General features: G+C 33.3%; 16 protein-coding genes and 2 pseudogenes. 8 read left to right on the top strand and 10 right to left on the bottom strand.

Annotation, left to right across the window (positions count from 1 at the left end; all coding sequences use genetic code 11):
* Nucleotides 1-37: 37 nt before the first annotated feature.
* Nucleotides 38-1,393 (top strand): class I SAM-dependent methyltransferase, encoded by a 1,356-nt coding sequence (locus tag AAGD53_RS02605; RefSeq protein ID WP_341763165.1) that lies wholly within the window; start codon nt 38-40, stop codon nt 1,391-1,393.
* A 63-nt stretch (nt 1,394-1,456) separates the two neighbouring features.
* Here AAGD53_RS02605 and AAGD53_RS02610 read toward each other — a convergent pair whose 3' ends face one another.
* From AAGD53_RS02610 to AAGD53_RS02645, 9 genes and pseudogenes are all read right to left on the bottom strand, one after another.
* The gene (locus AAGD53_RS02610) at nt 1,457-1,759 is read right to left on the bottom strand and encodes a hypothetical protein (RefSeq protein WP_341763166.1); all 303 of its coding nucleotides are present in this window, start codon (nt 1,757-1,759) and stop codon (nt 1,457-1,459) included.
* A 529-nt stretch (nt 1,760-2,288) separates the two neighbouring features.
* Nucleotides 2,289-3,299 carry a DEAD/DEAH box helicase gene (locus AAGD53_RS07720; protein ID WP_410521125.1) on the bottom strand — a complete coding sequence of 337 codons (1,011 nt, stop codon included), beginning with the start codon at nt 3,297-3,299 and terminating at the stop codon, nt 2,289-2,291.
* A 951-nt stretch (nt 3,300-4,250) separates the two neighbouring features.
* Nucleotides 4,251-4,364: pseudogene (locus tag AAGD53_RS07725) on the bottom strand (AAA family ATPase); the annotation flags it as partial.
* Between the two features lie 921 nt (nt 4,365-5,285).
* Nucleotides 5,286-5,624 carry a hypothetical protein gene (locus tag AAGD53_RS02620; RefSeq protein ID WP_341763168.1) on the bottom strand — a complete coding sequence of 113 codons (339 nt, stop codon included), beginning with the start codon at nt 5,622-5,624 and terminating at the stop codon, nt 5,286-5,288.
* A gap of 184 nt (nt 5,625-5,808) precedes the next feature.
* Complete coding sequence (locus AAGD53_RS02625; RefSeq protein WP_341763169.1) at nt 5,809-6,330, bottom strand: NUDIX domain-containing protein; 522 nt, start codon at nt 6,328-6,330, stop codon at nt 5,809-5,811.
* A 25-nt stretch (nt 6,331-6,355) separates the two neighbouring features.
* Nucleotides 6,356-7,252, bottom strand: a complete 897-nt coding sequence (locus tag AAGD53_RS02630) for a HaeIII family restriction endonuclease (protein ID WP_341763170.1) — start codon at nt 7,250-7,252, stop codon at nt 6,356-6,358.
* Nucleotides 7,253-8,281, bottom strand: a complete 1,029-nt coding sequence (locus AAGD53_RS02635) for a DNA cytosine methyltransferase (protein WP_341763171.1) — start codon at nt 8,279-8,281, stop codon at nt 7,253-7,255. It abuts the gene before it with no gap.
* Nucleotides 8,282-8,287: 6 nt separating this feature from the next.
* Complete coding sequence (leuS, locus tag AAGD53_RS02640; RefSeq protein ID WP_341763172.1) at nt 8,288-10,798, bottom strand: leucine--tRNA ligase; 2,511 nt, start codon at nt 10,796-10,798, stop codon at nt 8,288-8,290.
* A 38-nt stretch (nt 10,799-10,836) separates the two neighbouring features.
* Nucleotides 10,837-11,361: a DUF3576 domain-containing protein gene (locus AAGD53_RS02645; protein ID WP_410521114.1), complete on the bottom strand. Its 525-nt coding sequence runs from the start codon at nt 11,359-11,361 to the stop codon at nt 10,837-10,839.
* A gap of 208 nt (nt 11,362-11,569) precedes the next feature.
* Here AAGD53_RS02645 and AAGD53_RS02650 point away from each other — a divergent pair, with 208 nt between their 5' ends.
* The 3 genes from AAGD53_RS02650 (at nt 11,570) to AAGD53_RS02660 (ending at nt 14,017) form a co-directional block, all read left to right on the top strand.
* Complete coding sequence (locus AAGD53_RS02650; RefSeq protein WP_341763173.1) at nt 11,570-12,196, top strand: dioxygenase; 627 nt, start codon at nt 11,570-11,572, stop codon at nt 12,194-12,196.
* 183 nt (nt 12,197-12,379) lie between these two features.
* Nucleotides 12,380-13,087: a TlpA family protein disulfide reductase gene (locus tag AAGD53_RS02655; RefSeq protein ID WP_341763174.1), complete on the top strand. Its 708-nt coding sequence runs from the start codon at nt 12,380-12,382 to the stop codon at nt 13,085-13,087.
* Nucleotides 13,088-13,090: 3 nt separating this feature from the next.
* Complete coding sequence (locus AAGD53_RS02660; protein ID WP_341763175.1) at nt 13,091-14,017, top strand: S49 family peptidase; 927 nt, start codon at nt 13,091-13,093, stop codon at nt 14,015-14,017.
* A gap of 229 nt (nt 14,018-14,246) precedes the next feature.
* Here AAGD53_RS02660 and AAGD53_RS02665 read toward each other — a convergent pair whose 3' ends face one another.
* Nucleotides 14,247-14,396, bottom strand: coding sequence for an Rpn family recombination-promoting nuclease/putative transposase (locus AAGD53_RS02665; RefSeq protein WP_341763176.1), 150 nt, complete (start codon nt 14,394-14,396; stop codon nt 14,247-14,249).
* Nucleotides 14,397-14,812: 416 nt separating this feature from the next.
* On the opposite strand from AAGD53_RS02665, the gene AAGD53_RS02670 reads away from it, so the two are divergent.
* The 4 genes and pseudogenes from AAGD53_RS02670 (at nt 14,813) to AAGD53_RS02690 (ending at nt 16,994) form a co-directional block, all read left to right on the top strand.
* Complete coding sequence (locus AAGD53_RS02670; RefSeq protein WP_341763177.1) at nt 14,813-15,067, top strand: type II toxin-antitoxin system Phd/YefM family antitoxin; 255 nt, start codon at nt 14,813-14,815, stop codon at nt 15,065-15,067.
* Between the two features lie 2 nt (nt 15,068-15,069).
* Nucleotides 15,070-15,210 (top strand): annotated as a pseudogene (locus AAGD53_RS02675) (toxin); the annotation flags it as partial.
* A 201-nt stretch (nt 15,211-15,411) separates the two neighbouring features.
* The gene (locus AAGD53_RS02685) at nt 15,412-15,621 is read left to right on the top strand and encodes a type II toxin-antitoxin system VapC family toxin (RefSeq protein ID WP_341763178.1); all 210 of its coding nucleotides are present in this window, start codon (nt 15,412-15,414) and stop codon (nt 15,619-15,621) included.
* Between the two features lie 383 nt (nt 15,622-16,004).
* Nucleotides 16,005-16,994 carry an IS481 family transposase gene (locus tag AAGD53_RS02690; RefSeq protein ID WP_341763179.1) on the top strand — a complete coding sequence of 330 codons (990 nt, stop codon included), beginning with the start codon at nt 16,005-16,007 and terminating at the stop codon, nt 16,992-16,994.
* The last annotated feature ends 19 nt before the right edge of the window (nt 16,995-17,013 follow it).

The following is a 17,013-nucleotide window of genomic DNA, read 5'->3' on the forward strand; positions in this document are numbered from 1 at the left end:
AATTTTTTATCAACTCCAAGTATAATGTAAATTTCCTATGTCAAAATCTAAACAAGTTAAAACAAATAGCCATGTTCCCATTGAGGGAACTGGTGATTTGGCTGTAGTGCAAGAGCATTATCAAGATTACCCCTATCCTTATAGAGATCCTGAAGATGAAACAAAAAGATTACTGGTAATTAGCGGTGAATTTTTGGGTGAGTTAAATCATTATTTATATAAAGGTAAAGAAGATTTTAATTCAGGTTTTCGGGTGCTAATTGCCGGTGGTGGTACTGGTGATTCTACTACATATATGGCAGAGCAACTAAAAGATAAAAATGCTGAAGTGGTGTATTTAGATTTTAGCAAGCCAAGCATGGAAATTGCCCAAAAACGTGCTGAAAAACGTGGTCTTACCAATATTAAATGGGTATATGATTCTATTTTAAATATTCCAAAGCTTAATTTAGGTAAGTTTGATTATATTAATTGTGCAGGAGTATTACACCATTTGAAAAGCCCTCCAGATGGTTTAAAGATATTAAAGGATTCTCTCTCTGATCAGGGAGCAATTAACATAATGGTTTATGCTAAATATGGTCGTACTGGATTATATCAGGTACAAGATATCATGAAAATGGTAAACCAAGGTGTTAGCAATAGGGTAGAAGAAATAATGAATACCAAGTCTGTTATGGCTGGTTTCCCTGCAACTAATTGGTATATACGTGGGCAAGAACTGCTAGGTGACCATGTTGTTTTCGTTGATGTAGGTTTATATGACATGTTTTTGCATAAACAGGATAGGGCTTATTCTATTCCCGAATTATACGAATTTATTCATAATGCAACTTTAAATTTTGTGGAATTTTCTGATGTTAGCGAAAAATTAGCTCTAAGGATCGAAAATTATATTAGTGATTTTTCTCTTCTACAGAAAATTAAGAGGATGGATATCATAACACAGCAAGCAATTTGTGAATTAATTGTTGGAAATATTATTAAACACAGTTTTTTTGTTTCTAATCAAAAAGATACTATTGCTAGTCTTGATAATTTGGATAATATACCATATTTTTATGGTATTACTGGGGCTATTTCTAAACAAATTTATGATCATATAGAAACTAATGCTTTAGTAGCTGGCAATATTGTTAACTTTACATTAAATAATTCATTATTAAAGGATATCAATATTACTATACCAATTTCTAATTATACCAAATATGTTTTTAAACAAATGATAGATGGTGGTAAAAGTTTACAGGAAATCTTTGATTTAATCAGAGAAGATTTACAACAAGAAATTAGTAATGAATTCTTATTATTGGAAGTAAAGAACATATTTGCTCCGTTTTTTACTACGGGAATTATGTTACTTCATGACAAATCAGTAAAACTTTTTAACTAATTTGACATTTATAGCTAACTTCAAAAGCTGTAAAAACAGCTTTTGAAATGGTAGGTTTGTGGTTTATCCTTCAGAGCCTTCGCTGTTGTCTCCTAATATTGGTCGAACATCCTGCTCGGCGAGCTGTACGGTAGTATTTGCATCAAACGTAATTACGGAAGACTGTAAGGTGTTATCAGTAGCATTAGATACAGGAAACTGTAAGGCATTACTAGGGGTAGTAAGCTGTACAGTATTATTAGGGGGAGTAAACTGTAAGGCATTACCAAGGGTAGTAGGCTGTGCAGTAAAGGCTGAGTCACGTTTTAAGTCAGCTTTGCAATTAATGTCTTTAACGAGAGGTCTGTTCTCGTGGGAATTCATCATATATAATTGTCCTTTATTAATTTTTAAGAAGCACATTATACACATTATACAAATAATATCAACTGTTAATTAGGAAATGAATTAATAAATTCTTTATTAGACTTTCTGCATCTTCGGTGTTACCCCACAACTGTTGAAAGTTTACAAATACCTATACCACAGTGTCTATTAGCAAGCGTAAGCGAAGCAATAAAAGTAACCAAAAATGGATTGCTTCGTCGGCTTATGCCTCCTCGCAATGACCTTGGTTATTTTTCTACAACTTTTAAACTGCCATAATGAGTTCTAAAACCGCTTCCTCTTCTAACTTTCGACAGTTGTGGTGACATCACCCCTAATGGCGATGATTACTTGAGCCTACTATTAATTTATTACATAGATACTTGAGGTTATTATAAATTAATATAAATCCGTTTGAAACGGATTTTGCACAAAGTTCATTATACAACATTTAAATCTAAAAATCTAAAGTCAAACGTTAAAAACAACTATCAATTAGCAACAAGTTGGAACTGATGGGCTGAACACATCAATCTATTCTACAGTCTAGTTCTCTGAATACTCCTGTTTCTTTCCATAAGCTCTTATTTCCTATAACATAGATAACTTCTTTAGCACGTGTAACTGCTACATTTAAGATATTAGGAGATTTACCTGCCCATATCCGAGTTTTATTTTGGTTTGGTGCTTGAGCCCCTAATACTAGAATTACTGCTTCAGCTTCTCGTCCTTGTACAGTGTGTATTGTTCCAATTCGTTCATTAAGCCAAAGATTCGTATCCGTAGTTATCCAAGACTCTAAAATATGATGATCTTTTATAATTTTGCGTAAATTACCTGCAACAAGTTTAAAAGGGCTTACAATATATAGGTTTGGGAATATTGAAGCACTCTTTAATTTATATAATAGTTCAACTACCTTTTTTCCTTCTTCTAGACACCATGTATCTAGTGCTTGACCTTGAACATCAAACCACATAGAAGGACCAAGACAGTTACGTATTGGAGAATTGTTGGGACTCTTTGCTTGTACCATTGAATTCCCGTAGGCAATTGCATTGGAAATACTGAACATAGGATCTGCGCAACGCCTATGAACCAATAAAGGTACACCGACTAAACGACTTCCGTCTTTGGTATTAAATTCCGAAAAATATGAAGTTACAGTATCTGATAGGGTTTGAACTGATGCTTTTGGTGCATTAAAACGATTTGGGTCTACCAAAAATTGTTCACAGATACTTTTTGTTAAATTGTTAGGCAACGTAACCACTGGTTCTATCTGTAAAGGATCACCTGTAACTATAGCACGTTTTGTTCTCATTATAGCTCCTACAGCAGCTTGCGGCAAAGCCTGTCCAGCTTCGTCAATAAGAAGCCATCCAAGAGAATTTGTAGGGAGATCCTTTAACATTCTTCCTACAGATGCAAAAGTTGTTGATACACTAGGTACTACAAGGAAAAAAGATGACCATAAATCTGGCAAAAGTTCCACGGTTTTTTTATCTATTTCACTATAAGAACCACCAAAATTTCTCATCAGAACTCCAAGATTGTGACGTAAAGGTTTTGCTGCTGCGTCTATAAAAGCTTTATGCAGCTTTATAGCAGAAATAAATACCTCATCGCGTAAGGATTGTGTTTGCGTGTCACACCATGGGGAAACTATATGTCTTTCTTCATGGGATTTTGAAAATAAATTATTATCAATAAAATGAGATCCAAGTTTGTTAGAAAATCTAGGTACAATTCTTTTTACATAATCAAAATGAACAAGCTTTTGGCTTTCTTTATGGGCGATCCTTTGCCCTTCTTTTTGCCAAGCACGAAATGAAGGAGTATTTAGAATACGCCAAATAACATGTGGTTTTGATTTATAATGTTCTAATAAAAGTTCTTCTAACGTTTGCTCCTGTTCTGATCCGCTTTCTAGATTTGCTAAATCTTGAACTAGATTTTTTATTTCCTGTAATTCAGCAAGTCTAGTTCGGCTTGCTTGTAATACATGTTTAAAATCTGTACTAGCTTGTCTCCAACGTCTTAAAGCATCACTGTGATTATGTGGGGGATCACTTTCTTCAATAATTCTCGGTTTTCTACGTTCAAGGATTTTGCCGGTTTTTGGATCTGTAATTTCAAATATCTGTGGTATTCCGCTTGCTTCTGCTAAATATGTTAAAAGCCCAAGATCATTATTCCACCAAAAATTTTTACTAAAATTATTACAATTAGCAATATTTCCAAGTACTGCTGAAATCAAACCCCAACTTTTGCATCCAAATACTAAATCAGATAGAACTGTAAAATAACGCAAATCATTCGCATCGTTTGCAATAGCTTTTAAACTAGGTAATTCAGCACTAATATTTTCAACAGCCTTATTGTTAGAGGATGCAATTAATATTTCAAAACCTTTTAGACTCTTATCTAATTTATAAAGATTTAACCAACTCTGTCCCGCTTTTATTTTGTGTCCTGAATCGGTAAAAGCTTTTTCAGGATCAGCAAACTTCAGTAACGCTTCTGCTCGCTCTGTAACTAATTTTGCAACAATATCACGTAATAAAGTTGTTTTTCCTGTTCCTGGTGGTCCATTAATTGCAAGAATTCCACTGTCTTTTAGTTCAGTCATGGATAAATTAACTACAGCTTGTTGAAGTAATACTAAAGGATGTCGTCCTAATCCAGGCCATCTTGCTGTAGGAATGTTTTTGGGAGAGAGAATATTTTGTAAAACAGAAGGATCTAGGATATTAGAACGCTTTAATGGGATATTCACACCTAAATACTGCAAGAGGTTTGTTTGAACATTTGGCTTTTGAATTAAATTACTAGCTTTAATTAGATCATTTAGGTAAAAGCTGTTAAGTAGTAAAGTTTTAGTAGGGGTATCTTTTTTACTTGATTCATAAGTTTTGATAGCAAATTGTTTATTTACTAGTATTTCTGCTGGTATCTCAAAAGTATTAGTAAGGTAATTAAGAGCCTCATCTATTACTATTTTATTCAAGGGAAGCTTTTGACCATTTTTATCTCTTTTACACAAGATTGCTTCTAGAGCTATTTCAGTATCTTTTTCAGTTGATGACCATTTACCTAAGTTTTTAAGATTTCCTTTTAAAGCTTGAAGAGCACCCCATGCAAAACTTGAAATATTAACAGAATTATCGTTTTTAATAAGATGACCATGTTGATCTACAATAATTACACCCATAATGGCTTCCCCTGATACATATTTTGCTTCTACATTTGTGTCACCATACTTTTTAGTTAGAGCGGAAAATACATTCTTAAGATTAATTGAACCTATTATTATTTGATAGAATAATTGGAGATAATGAGGCAATTGTTCGCCGCCATTCTCCCAAGGTAGTCTATTATCTAATAAAACAACTAATTCTTTATTTCCTCCTACTAGGTCTTCTGGTTTATTAAATGATTGAGGTGTTAATATTTCCAAGACAGTCCAAGCTGATAAAACGTCACATGCTTCTTGCGTAGTTAATTTTTTCATTTTATTAGCAATTTAATGTTCTAAGAAGCTTGTTGAGTTGTTTTTATGAAATCGTTCTTTCATCCACATTTTAAATGCAGATTCTTGAGCATGTATTTTAGAGGTATATCCTTGGTAGTGGATACCAAATCTTGCTATATTCCATCCTGGTGACCATGGATAAACGGTAGCTTCTAGTATTGGGTTATAGTAATTTCCATTTCTACTAAGATACCACCTATTGCGTACGGAAAATATATGCCAAACATATAGTCGTCGTATAAAATATTTGACTACTTGCCACACTTCAAATATGAAAAATAAGATATACTGGAAAGCAGCATTTACAATTTCTTGAACTTTTTCACTCATCTCTCTAATCGCTTTCCAAGTTTCTGTATTAAACTTCTTACATAACTTTATTACACAGTCTATTCTTAGTGTATTACTAAAACCTGAGATCACTAAGTTATTTTTCAAGTTTTTGGGAGGAATATTAGTAGAAAACGTTAAGGAGAGCTTTTTTTGTTACAAAATAGTCTCAATTACAAATTGCTTAATAATTGGTAGTAAATTGATCCTTTATAAGGGAAAAAAACTTTGGTTGTTTTTGTTCCTCGTATTCCTTTAAGAAATCATACATACCGATTGGCAGAAAATTTTTATGTGCTAGGTTGCTAAATTTCTCCCAATGGAAAGTTAAATGTTGTTCCTTTGATATTACTTCTTTATTTTTAGATAGGCTATGTGAATGTACTTTAAATACAAAAGACTGTTCATGAAATGGTTTCCCATTATTATCCCAAAGATTTTCTACCACTCCTATAAAATCATTAATTATAGGATCAATTGTGCCAATCTCTTCTGCTATTTCCCGTAGTAATGCTTGATAAACCGTTTCCTGATATCTAACATGTCCTCCTGGGAGAAAGAGATGGCTACCACTATTTGCTACTAATACATAATCTCCCTCTCTTATATAAGCTCTAACTATAACATAAATTTTACCTGCACTAAGCATTATACTACAATATTTACTATTTTTGAGGGTATTATGATAATCTTTCCTTTTTGCCAAAGTTCTCCTGTAATATAATTATAAATCAAAGGTTTGCTGGTAAACCTATAGCAGTTATATCAAATTTAAGAGATGGAGTTACTTTGCTTTCTGCATTGTGGATTCTAAAGTTGATGCTATAACCACGGTTAAATATGATGGTTTTTGAATATTGACCACCATTCTTATTGTTTATTGCATTAATACATGTTGGGTGCTTTGTACGTTTGATAGATAAGGTATTATTTAAATTAAACCCTTGTACAATAACCCGTTTTTTTCCTTCTCTAATGATTTTGTAAAAATCAAAACGTCCAACGATAAAAGATATAATTGTCTTGCAAAGTTCAATCTCTTTTATCTCGCTGATGGCACACACTCTACTTATTTCATTGCTCCACGCATCCAATATCGGCCAATAAAAGCGAGATGGTTTATCAATAACATCCCTCCATAATGCAGTTCCATTAGAATCGTTTTTAATTTTAGTTAACTCATCAAAGATTGTTGTGACAATGAGCCAATATTCATCACTACAGCCAAAGTCATCAATACTCCATTCTTTAATAAAGTTAGCTGTTCTTGATAACCTTGGATGTTTTAAGGCTTTGTGATTATTTTTACAAGATATGCCGAATGTTTTGCCATTTATTGTTATCAACACATCTCGTACATCACCCTGCTTACCTGCAGTATCACTGTTAAATGAAATTAATCCATTGTTACCGGATTCAAAGAAGACCTTTTCTTTCAACATAATATGTTCGATGGCTATAGTAGCTGCATTCAGGAAATCAGATTTGTCCCTATTTGCTATTTCATAAAATGCTTTCTTATTAATTTCTGAATAGGCATTTTCTTCAATTGACATATTTGTTTGTAATTTAAGTGCTAAGCCTACCGCCCACTCAAAAGCTCTGCCATTATTTGTTTGCGTAGCCATTTATACCCCCAAGTCTTTTCTAATTGATTTGGCTACCCAGTACGCCAAATTTACTGGTACAGCATTACCAATCATTTTATAGCCGTTTCTGATATTGGTATAAATGAACTCATAATCATCTGGAAACGTCTGAATTCGTGCACATTCTCGGACTGTTAATCTTCGATATTTGTTTTCATGACCAGGAGCGAATTTTCTTAACTCTTGTCCATCAACTTTTATCATTTTAGGAGCTTGTGGATGAAATGGAATATGTCTATCTGTTGCCAAAATAGTAAATGATTGTTCATCCCAACCTCGCACTCGATTTCTCGACATAAAAATGGGGGAATAGCCTGAATCAATTAGCTCATGATTTTTAACTTTTCTAGTTGTTCCAACTTTTAGATTAGCTAGGTCACCTATCACTTGTTTTAAAGTGATTTTGGTTCTCAAAGGTTTAGGAAATTCAAATTTTTTGTTCAAAGATTTGTGATAACCAATTATAAAAACTCGCTCGCGATCTTGGGCTACACCGTAGTCACTTGCTTTTAACAACTTCCAACTAACCTCATAGTCTTCTTTTTTGAACATATCTATGATATTCATAAAGGATTCAATATTTCTTGAATGGATTATTCCATGAACATTTTCTGCAACACAAAACTTTGGCTGTACATGCCTAATAACCCTGATATATTCGTGGAATAATTGACCTCTTAAGTCATCAAGTCCACGCCTAGCACCAGCTTCTGACCATGATTGACATGGCGGTCCACCAATAACACCTGTTGCACCAAGTGGAATATCTTCATTTGGAATATCCAAAATAGAACGTCCATCAAACTTTGATTCAGGAAAGTAGTTTTGATAAGAAGGGGCAATTGTTTTATCATACTCGTTTGCCCAAATTGTCTTGAATCCAGCTTGTTCAAAACCAATATCCATACCACCTGCACCGGCAAATAATGAAATAAGAGTAATGTTTGAGGCAGATTCTTTTTGTTTTGCTGTTTTAACTGTAGCATTTTTATTGACATTGTCTTCCATCCTTATTCACACCACAATATTTACTATTTTTGAGGGTATTATGATAATTCTTTTGGGTTCTTTGCCACTTAGGTATTTTTGCACCTCGGGTAATTGCATTACTGTGTTCTGAATTTCAATATTGCTAGCCACAACAGCAAATTCATGCGTAGCTCTCAGCCTACCATTAACTTGGATGGCCACAGTATAAGATTCTAGTTCTAAGAATGATTCGTTGAAAGAAGGCCAAGGGGTTTGATATAATCTTTGCTTTTTACCTAATTTTTGCCAAATTTCCTCTGTAATATGTGGAATAAATGGGTTAAGTAATATAATCAAGATGCTGAAACCCTCTTTAATGCTATCAATATCACCTTCCTTGCCCTTAGATATTTCATCTGACAACGCATTAAATAGTTCCCGCATCCTTGCTATGGCTTTATTTAGCTTAAATTCCCTTATCTCATTGGTAACATGCTTAATAGTGTGATGAGTAAGCTTTGTTAGTTTATTTCTAGGAGTCTCTGTTATTTCACTATTAATTAGTATCTCAGCCATATTTTCTAACTTACTAATAAAACGGCTGCACCCTTCAAGACCATTTGCCGACCATTCACAATCTTTCTCCGGTGGGCTATCAGAGAGTACAAATAGCCGGATAGCATCTGCACCATGGTTTGCTAATATTGATTCTAAATCCACGACATTCTTTTTGGATTTACTCATTTTTTCTATTCGTCCTTGAAATACTTCTTCCCCTGTATTTTTATGAACCCACTTATTAGATTGTTTTGTTATCTCATTTGGGTACAACCAATTATTATTGGTATCTTTATAGGTAGCATGTAATACCATACCTTGAGTCAGCAAACTAGTAAAGGGTTCACGAATACTAAGATAGCCTTGTTCGTTCATTACTTTAGTGAAAAACCTTGCATAAAGAAGATGCATTACTGCATGTTCAATTCCACCAATATACTGATCAACAGGTAACCAATAATCACAGGCTTGTTTGTCAGTCATATCTTTTGTATCTACATTACAATAGCGGGTGAAATACCAAGAAGACTCAAAAAATGTATCTAACGTGTCAGTTTCACGAATAGCTGGTTTCTGACATTTTGGGCAATTAGTATGTTTCCAAGTAGGGTGTGAATCAAGAGGATTGCCATGCCCATCAAATGTAACATCGTTTGGTAGGATTATCGGCAATTGTTCTTTAGGTACTGGTGTGATTCCACAAGTTAAACAATAGATTATTGGAATAGGGCAGCCCCAAAATCTTTGCCTAGACACTCCCCAGTCTTTTAGTCGGTAGTTAATGGTACGTTTGCCTAAACCACGTTTCTCAAGTTCTTTTATAGATTTTTGCTTAGCATCTTGGACAGCAAGACCATTCAGAAAGTCTGAATTGATCATGATACCATCACCTGTATAAGGTTCTAAATATACGTTCACCTGAACATCCTCATTAATTACTACCTGCTTTATTGGTAATGCCATTTGTTTGGCTAATTCATGATCTCTTTCATCATGTGCTGGGCATCCAAAGACCGCTCCAGTACCGTAATCCATTAGTACGAAATTTGTTATTATAACAGGGATAATAATGCTAGGATCAAATGGATGAATGGCCAAAAGGTTAGTACATACCCCTTCTTTTTCAGCTTTATCTACTACAACATTACTGTCTAATTGCGAACATTTCTCAATGAAAGATATTATAGCGTCATTTTTATCTACTAATTGCTCAATTATTGGGTGGTTATAGGCTATCGCAACAAAGCTTGCTCCAAAGATAGTTTCTGGTCTAGTAGAAAACACTTCAATATTGGCATCATGATCCTGTATTTTAAAACTAAAATTTACTCCTTCCGATTTGCCTATCCATTTTTCCTGCATAGATTTAACAGAATCAGGCCAAGAGCCTAATTTTGCAATTTCATTTAACAATTCTTCAGCATAATTAGTGATTTTTAAAAACCATTGTTTTAGTTGTCGTTTTTCGACTAAAGCACCCGAACGCCATCCACGACCATCTACTACTTGTTCGTTAGCTAAAACAGTGTTATCTACAGGATCCCAATTGACTAAAGATTCTTTTTGATATACTAAACCTCTCTCATAAAGTTCTAAAAAAAATTTCTGTTCATGCTTATAATAATCCGGATCACAAGTTGTTATTTCTCTCGACCAATCATATGAAAAACCAATTAATTTTAGCTGATCTCGCATAGTTGTGATATTTGAGTAAGTCCAGTCCTTAGGGTTAGAGTTATTATTGATGGCAGCATTCTCTGCTGGCAAGCCGAAAGCATCCCAACCCATAGGGTGTAATACGTTATAGCCCTGTGATTTCATAAAACGAGCTATGCAATCTCCGATAGAATAGTTACGTAAATGTCCGACATGAATTTTCCCAGAAGGGTAGGGTAACATTTCAAGTACGTAATATTTAGGCTTGTCGCTATCGTTTGTTGCAGCAAAAGCTTTTTCTTCAAGCCAAATTTTTTGCCATTTCTTTTCAATATCTCTCATAATTTGTATTGTAAACTATCCTTATTGTAGCAAGTATATCATTCTTTTCTTTCAGCACTAATATATAATTCTCTAGATTTTCTTAAAATTTTATCTTCTATGCTATTAGCTAGGTCCGAAGTAGTATGATTGTCTAGCCAATTACCATTTTTAAGTGTTTGTTCAAATATTTTTACTTGGATTGCATCCGGGCTAATAACGTTATCTTTAATAAAAATATTTATTTTAAATCGAAAATTTGTTTGTCCTTTTGGACTATACCATTCAGTAATAATGACTCCACCGACTGAATCGGTTGAAGCAAGAGGTGCAAAACTTAAAGTTTCTATAGAAGCTTGCCATAAATATTTATTAACGTTACAGCATACAGTTTTGGTAGATTCATTTTTGATTCTACTTGGTCTAAACACCAAACCTTCTCCTCCAACTATCGACCCCATTTCATCCATCTTTCTTTCTTGCACAGTTTTGGGATAGTCTCCATTCCTTGCAATTGTGGAATTTGGAAAAAGAAATAAAGCTAACATTATGCCAATAATAGTTTTTTTTAAGTGTGTTTTCATAAATGATTTTATTTTTTTACTATTTCAAGTAGTTTAGCTTTAGTGTACCATAAGAACCACGTGATGTAAAGGATAGCCCCGTTCTTTAATTAATAAAATAAATATAATATAGTTGTAAAAGAATAAAGGATACGATAATTTAAATCTCTATAAGAAAATGTGGAATATCCATCTTCTAATAGAAGTTATTAAACATAAATGGTAAAAAATGAAAAATTTGTTATTTTTAATCTGTTTGTATTCCACTATTGCTATAGCCAGTGAATCTAAGTTTTACCCTAATAAGCTTAATTATTGTAAGATCAGTAAGAGTGCAATGAATGATTACGAACCGGAAGAATTCCAATTATCCAATAACTTACTTAGAAAGACAGGACAACAAGCAGTCTATCGTGGTACAAAAATTATAGTAAAGGGTAGATTATTAGACCAAGATTGCGTTCCAGTAGCAGATGCAAAAATATATTTATGGCAGGTTGGAAGTGACGGAAAATATCCATACATACCACTTCGTACTCGTATCAATAAAAAAATGCTAAACCTTGTAAGTAAATCAAGTTTTACCGGATCTGGCATCGCTACTACTAATAATAAAGGGGAATTTTATTTTATTACTATATATCCTAGTGGAGTTTTGCGTGAAACGCCTAATGTAAACATTAGAGTCAACCACCTATATCTTGGACAGCTACAAACAAAGCTATATTTATCTAATTCAAGGGTTAATTTAGAAAATTGCGGAGAAGTTAGTCATGCTTTGTCCACTGCACTAGATGGCATTAAAACGTATGAATTTGACGTAGTAATGTCGGGACGAACTTTCAAAAGATATTAATGTTTTGAGTTTTCACACCCTCCGCAACAATCTTCTGCAACTGGATTTCCTGAAGGTGGGTTTTCTAATGGTTTTTTTAATCCACAAGAAGTTAAGATTAAGCAGCTTAGTAATATTAGAGATAAAAAAATATTGTTTTTCATGATGATCAATAAATTAATTGGAAATATATTTGTTATTTATATGCATATTAAAAAATATAGTAAACGATTTTTTTTGATTGTAACATACTTGTTGATCAGCACTAATAGTTTTGCATTAGATCAGATCAAATCAGGTGTTAAAATGCTTGATTTATCTAGTGTTCCTGATACGGTAGTTTTCTTTGATGATAAAGGAGAAAAATATTCTCTTGATAATTTTGAAGGAAAAACGATATTATTGGTATTTTGGGCGACATGGTGTGCATCTTGTATTAAAGAAATGCCGGATTTGGATGTATTGCAAAAAGATTTTAGAAAGTTGCCATTTGCGATAATTCCTGTATCACAAGACTACCAAGGAATAGAAATTATCCAAAAATATTATAAAGATTATGATATAAGATATTTGCCAATTTACCATGATTTTAAGAATCAACTATTTAAAGCTTTTTCAATAGTTGGTTTACCAACTGCTATTCTAATTAATCCAGATGGAAAAATGTTAGTAAGTTTTGTTGGTACTATTAATTGGTATGATGAAGAAATTCGCAATATTATTTTGTCAAATATTCCTGGAAACCATCCAGAACCTAAAAATAGTTACCGGGAACAAACCCTTAATCAACCGGTTAATAAACAGTTAAAGCCTGAAGAGCAGGAAAACAAAGATGAAAAACCAAAAATACAACAGAATAATGAGGAAAATAATGTTTCTAATAATGCTTCTAAAAACGATAATAAGGAGTAACTAATGCACATAGAACATAATAAAAATTCAATTGCTGAGGCAAAATTTGATCAGGTAATTGCTAAACGTCAAATAGGTAAGTTAGAGCAATTACTTTCATTGCTACCTGGAGTAGGTTCTAAGGCATCAAAGCCGGTAATTGCTGTTCTTCGTCTTAGTGGGGTTATAGGTAAAGTAAGCTCAGTAAAATCAGGGCTTAGCATAGAATCGCTACATGAGTTAATTGACAAAGCTTTTGAGATCAAAAATCTTAAAGCTTTGTGTTTAACTATCAATTCTCCAGGTGGTTCACCTGTACAATCTGAACTGATTAGCAAACGTATAAGGTCATTAGCTGGGGAAAAGAAAATACCAATTTATAGTTTTGTAGAAGATGTAGCAGCATCTGGTGGATATTGGCTTGCTTGCATTGGTGACCAAATATATGCATCTAAGAGTTCAATTATTGGTAGTATAGGGGTAGTTTCGGCTGGTTTTGGTTTTCCTGTTGCTATCAATAAGCTTGGAGTAGAAAGGAGGGTTTATGCAGAAGGTAAAAATAAATCTATTCTCGATCCATTTCAACCAGTGCAAGAGGAGGATATTAAAATTATTAAGCATATACAAAAACAGATTCACGGGCATTTTATAGATTATGTTAAAGAGCGTCGTATTAGTAAGTTAACACAAGAAGATGATATTTTATTTAATGGAGCATTTTGGTCCGGGGAAACTGCTATTGATTTTGGTTTAATTGATGGTATAGATGATATGTATAGTTTCATAAAACAGAAATATGGTGATGTAACTATTAAATATATATCTGCTAAACAATCGTGGCTTAAGAAGAGGTTGGGTATGGTAAGGCAAGGTTTCGTGCAAGAATTCTCTGATACATTGATTGAATCGGTAGAGAATAAGATTACTTATGATAGGTTTAATATACGGTAACTTTTAAAATTAACCTGAATTTCACCGAATTAGGGATAAGAATTAGTTAATTCTTATCCCTAATTGGCTTTAATATTAGTAAATACACCTTATCTACACGTCATTGCGAGCGAACATACGTGAGCGTGGCAATCCATGAAGCTTGTCATATAGCTAAACTGGAAAGGTTTCAGCCAAAAAACCGTCATTGCGAGTAAGCTTTGGTTCAATAAAGCTTGCGTTTTCTACTTTATAAAGAAGAAATATCAATTATAGCCAGCACATCCTTAGGCAAATGAGTTTTAAGAAAATCATAAGCTACTCTAGGATTTTCCATTGCTACTTTAACAATTTCATCATGCTTCAGCTTCTTTGATTTTTTGGATTTCTTTGAGACCATTATGATAATTTATTATTAGTTTTTTTGTTTGCTATGCTTGAGTACCAAACAAATTAGGTTGTATATGTTTACTTTCAGTAGGTATAATTGCCTATTACTTATTCAATATATGATTTACTAGCAATTGACAAGCTTATTGTTATTTGTTAGCATTAAAGACTACCATAATATTATTTAAAAAACAAATCCATTACAACTGAACTAAAATAGCAAATATGCAATCTCAAGATACTAACGATTTACGTAAAATAGCCGATATTATTAATAAGCTAAGTGAAAATGATATAGCAGCTTTTCATATTGATGTACTTTGCTGACTATAAAAATAATATTCTCTAATTTCGTACATGTATTATAGCATTTTTTTAAAGTACTAATTATAATAAAACTAGACAATAAACTAGGTAATTCCTTTTATGCAAAATTCAATTACAGCTTTTGATGCTAAAACTCATTTTTCTAAAATATTAGACCGAGCTAGCAAGGGTGAGGAAATATTGGTTACAAGGAGAGGAAAAGCTGCTGCAAAGATTGTCCCAATTAATACTATACAAGATATTGAAATTGCAGAAATGGCAGCTGTAAGACTTAGAAAACTTGCTAAAGAAATTAATTTACAACCATCTGACTTAGAAGAATGGAAAAAATATAGAGATGTAGGAAAAAAGTAACTATGACATCTTTTGTTTTAGATTCTTCAACTACCCTTTCGTGGTTTATGCCTAACGAGACAGCCTCTTTAGATTTATTAAAAAAAACTGTGAAAGAAGGTGCAATTGTTCCAACTATTTGGTTACTTGAAATAGGTAATGTTTTATTAGACTTCTTTCGAAACTCGCTTATGCTGAGGGATTTGAAGGAGACGCGGAACGCAGAACCGCAGCGTACTCTAATGTACGTGAGGATTCGAGTACCGCATCGACGTACAAATCACCAGCAGAAGTAGAGTTTCGAAAGAAGTCTATTATGTGCGGAGCGTGCTAAGCGTATTACTGTAACTCAACGTAAACAAGCAATGTATATTTTAAAAGATCTTCCAATAAAAGTTGATCAAACAAGGTTAGAACATGCTTGGTTTGAAACAATGGAATTAGCAGAGTATCATGGATTAACATTGTATGACGCTAGTTATTTAGAATTAGCATTACATTATAACTTACCACTAGCGACCTCTGATAACTTACTAAAGCGTGCTAGTCAAGCTAGAGGAATTGTTATTATATAGGCTACCATAAAGCTATTACATATAGATTATGATAAAATATGAATCTTTAAGAAAAAATTACTCTTAAATCCTGAAGTACAGAAGGAATATGAAGCATCAGCTTTGGAGTATGAGGTAGCTTATGCTTTGATATTAGCAAGAGTAAAGGCTAATATGACTCAAAGCGAGGTAGCAGAAAAAATTGTAAAAGTAAAGACTTGATCTGACAGTTTGGAGTTGTTGGGTACGAAAATATGGAATAAAATCGTACCCAGCAAATTTTAACAACCTCTTATTAAGGAGACTGTCAGATGACAACATATCAAGAAAAAATCATAAAACCAAGAATTGGTTTATTACAATTAGCAGAACAACTAGGAAACGTATAGCAAGCTTGTAAAGTAATGGGCTATAGCAGAGATACATTTTACCGCTATAAGGAACTGCATGAACAAGGTGGAGCAGAATCTTTGTTTGAGATGACTAGAAAGAAGCCATGTTTGAAGAATCGTGTTCCATCTAATATCGAGGATGCAGTAGTTAATATAGCTGTTGAATTTCCTGCTTATGGTCAGGAACGTACTGCTAATGAATTACGTAGGAGAGGTATCGTTATCTTTGGAGGTGGAGTAAGGTCTGTTTGGCTACGTCATGATCTAGAGAATTTCAAAAAGCGTCTAAAAGCATTGGATGCTAAAGTTGCAAATGCTGGTATTATTTTGAGTGATGCACAACTTGCTGCACTTGAGAAAATCAAGAATAAACGTGAAGCAACTGGTGAGATTGAAACCATGCATCCTGGTTACCTTGGCTCTCAAGATACCTATTATGTTGGAAACATTAAAGGCATAGGACGTATCTACCAACAAACCTTTGTAGACACTTATTCTAGGGTAGCTATTTGTAAGCTTTATACCGAGAAAACAGCTATTACTACAGCAGACCATTTGAATGATAGGGTTATTCCATTTTTTGAAAAGTATAATATCCCTTTGCTTCGAATACTTACAGATAGAGGCACGGAATATTGTGGTAAACCTGAGAATCATGCTTATCAACTATATCTTGGTATTGAGAATATAGATCATTCTAGAACTAAAGCATATAGCCCTCAAACTAATGGTATATGTGAGCGTTTTCACAAAACTATGCAGGAAGAGTGCTATCACATTCTATTCCGTAAAAAGCTCTATAATACATTAGATGAGTTACAAGCTGATATAGATACTTGGCTTACAAATTATAATAACGAAAGGTCTCATTCAGGTAAACATTGTTTTGGTAAAACACCAATGCAAACTTTTAGAGATTCACTTTATATTGCTAAAGATAAAAATATTAGTAATATAGAGAGAATATCAGACAACTTGGCTATTACTTATCAAGCTGCCTGATTATTACTTATTGTCAGAT

The sequence above is a fragment of the Candidatus Tisiphia endosymbiont of Melanophora roralis genome (genome assembly GCF_964026575.1).
In the GTDB taxonomy this organism is placed as follows: Bacteria; Pseudomonadota; Alphaproteobacteria; order Rickettsiales; family Rickettsiaceae; genus Tisiphia.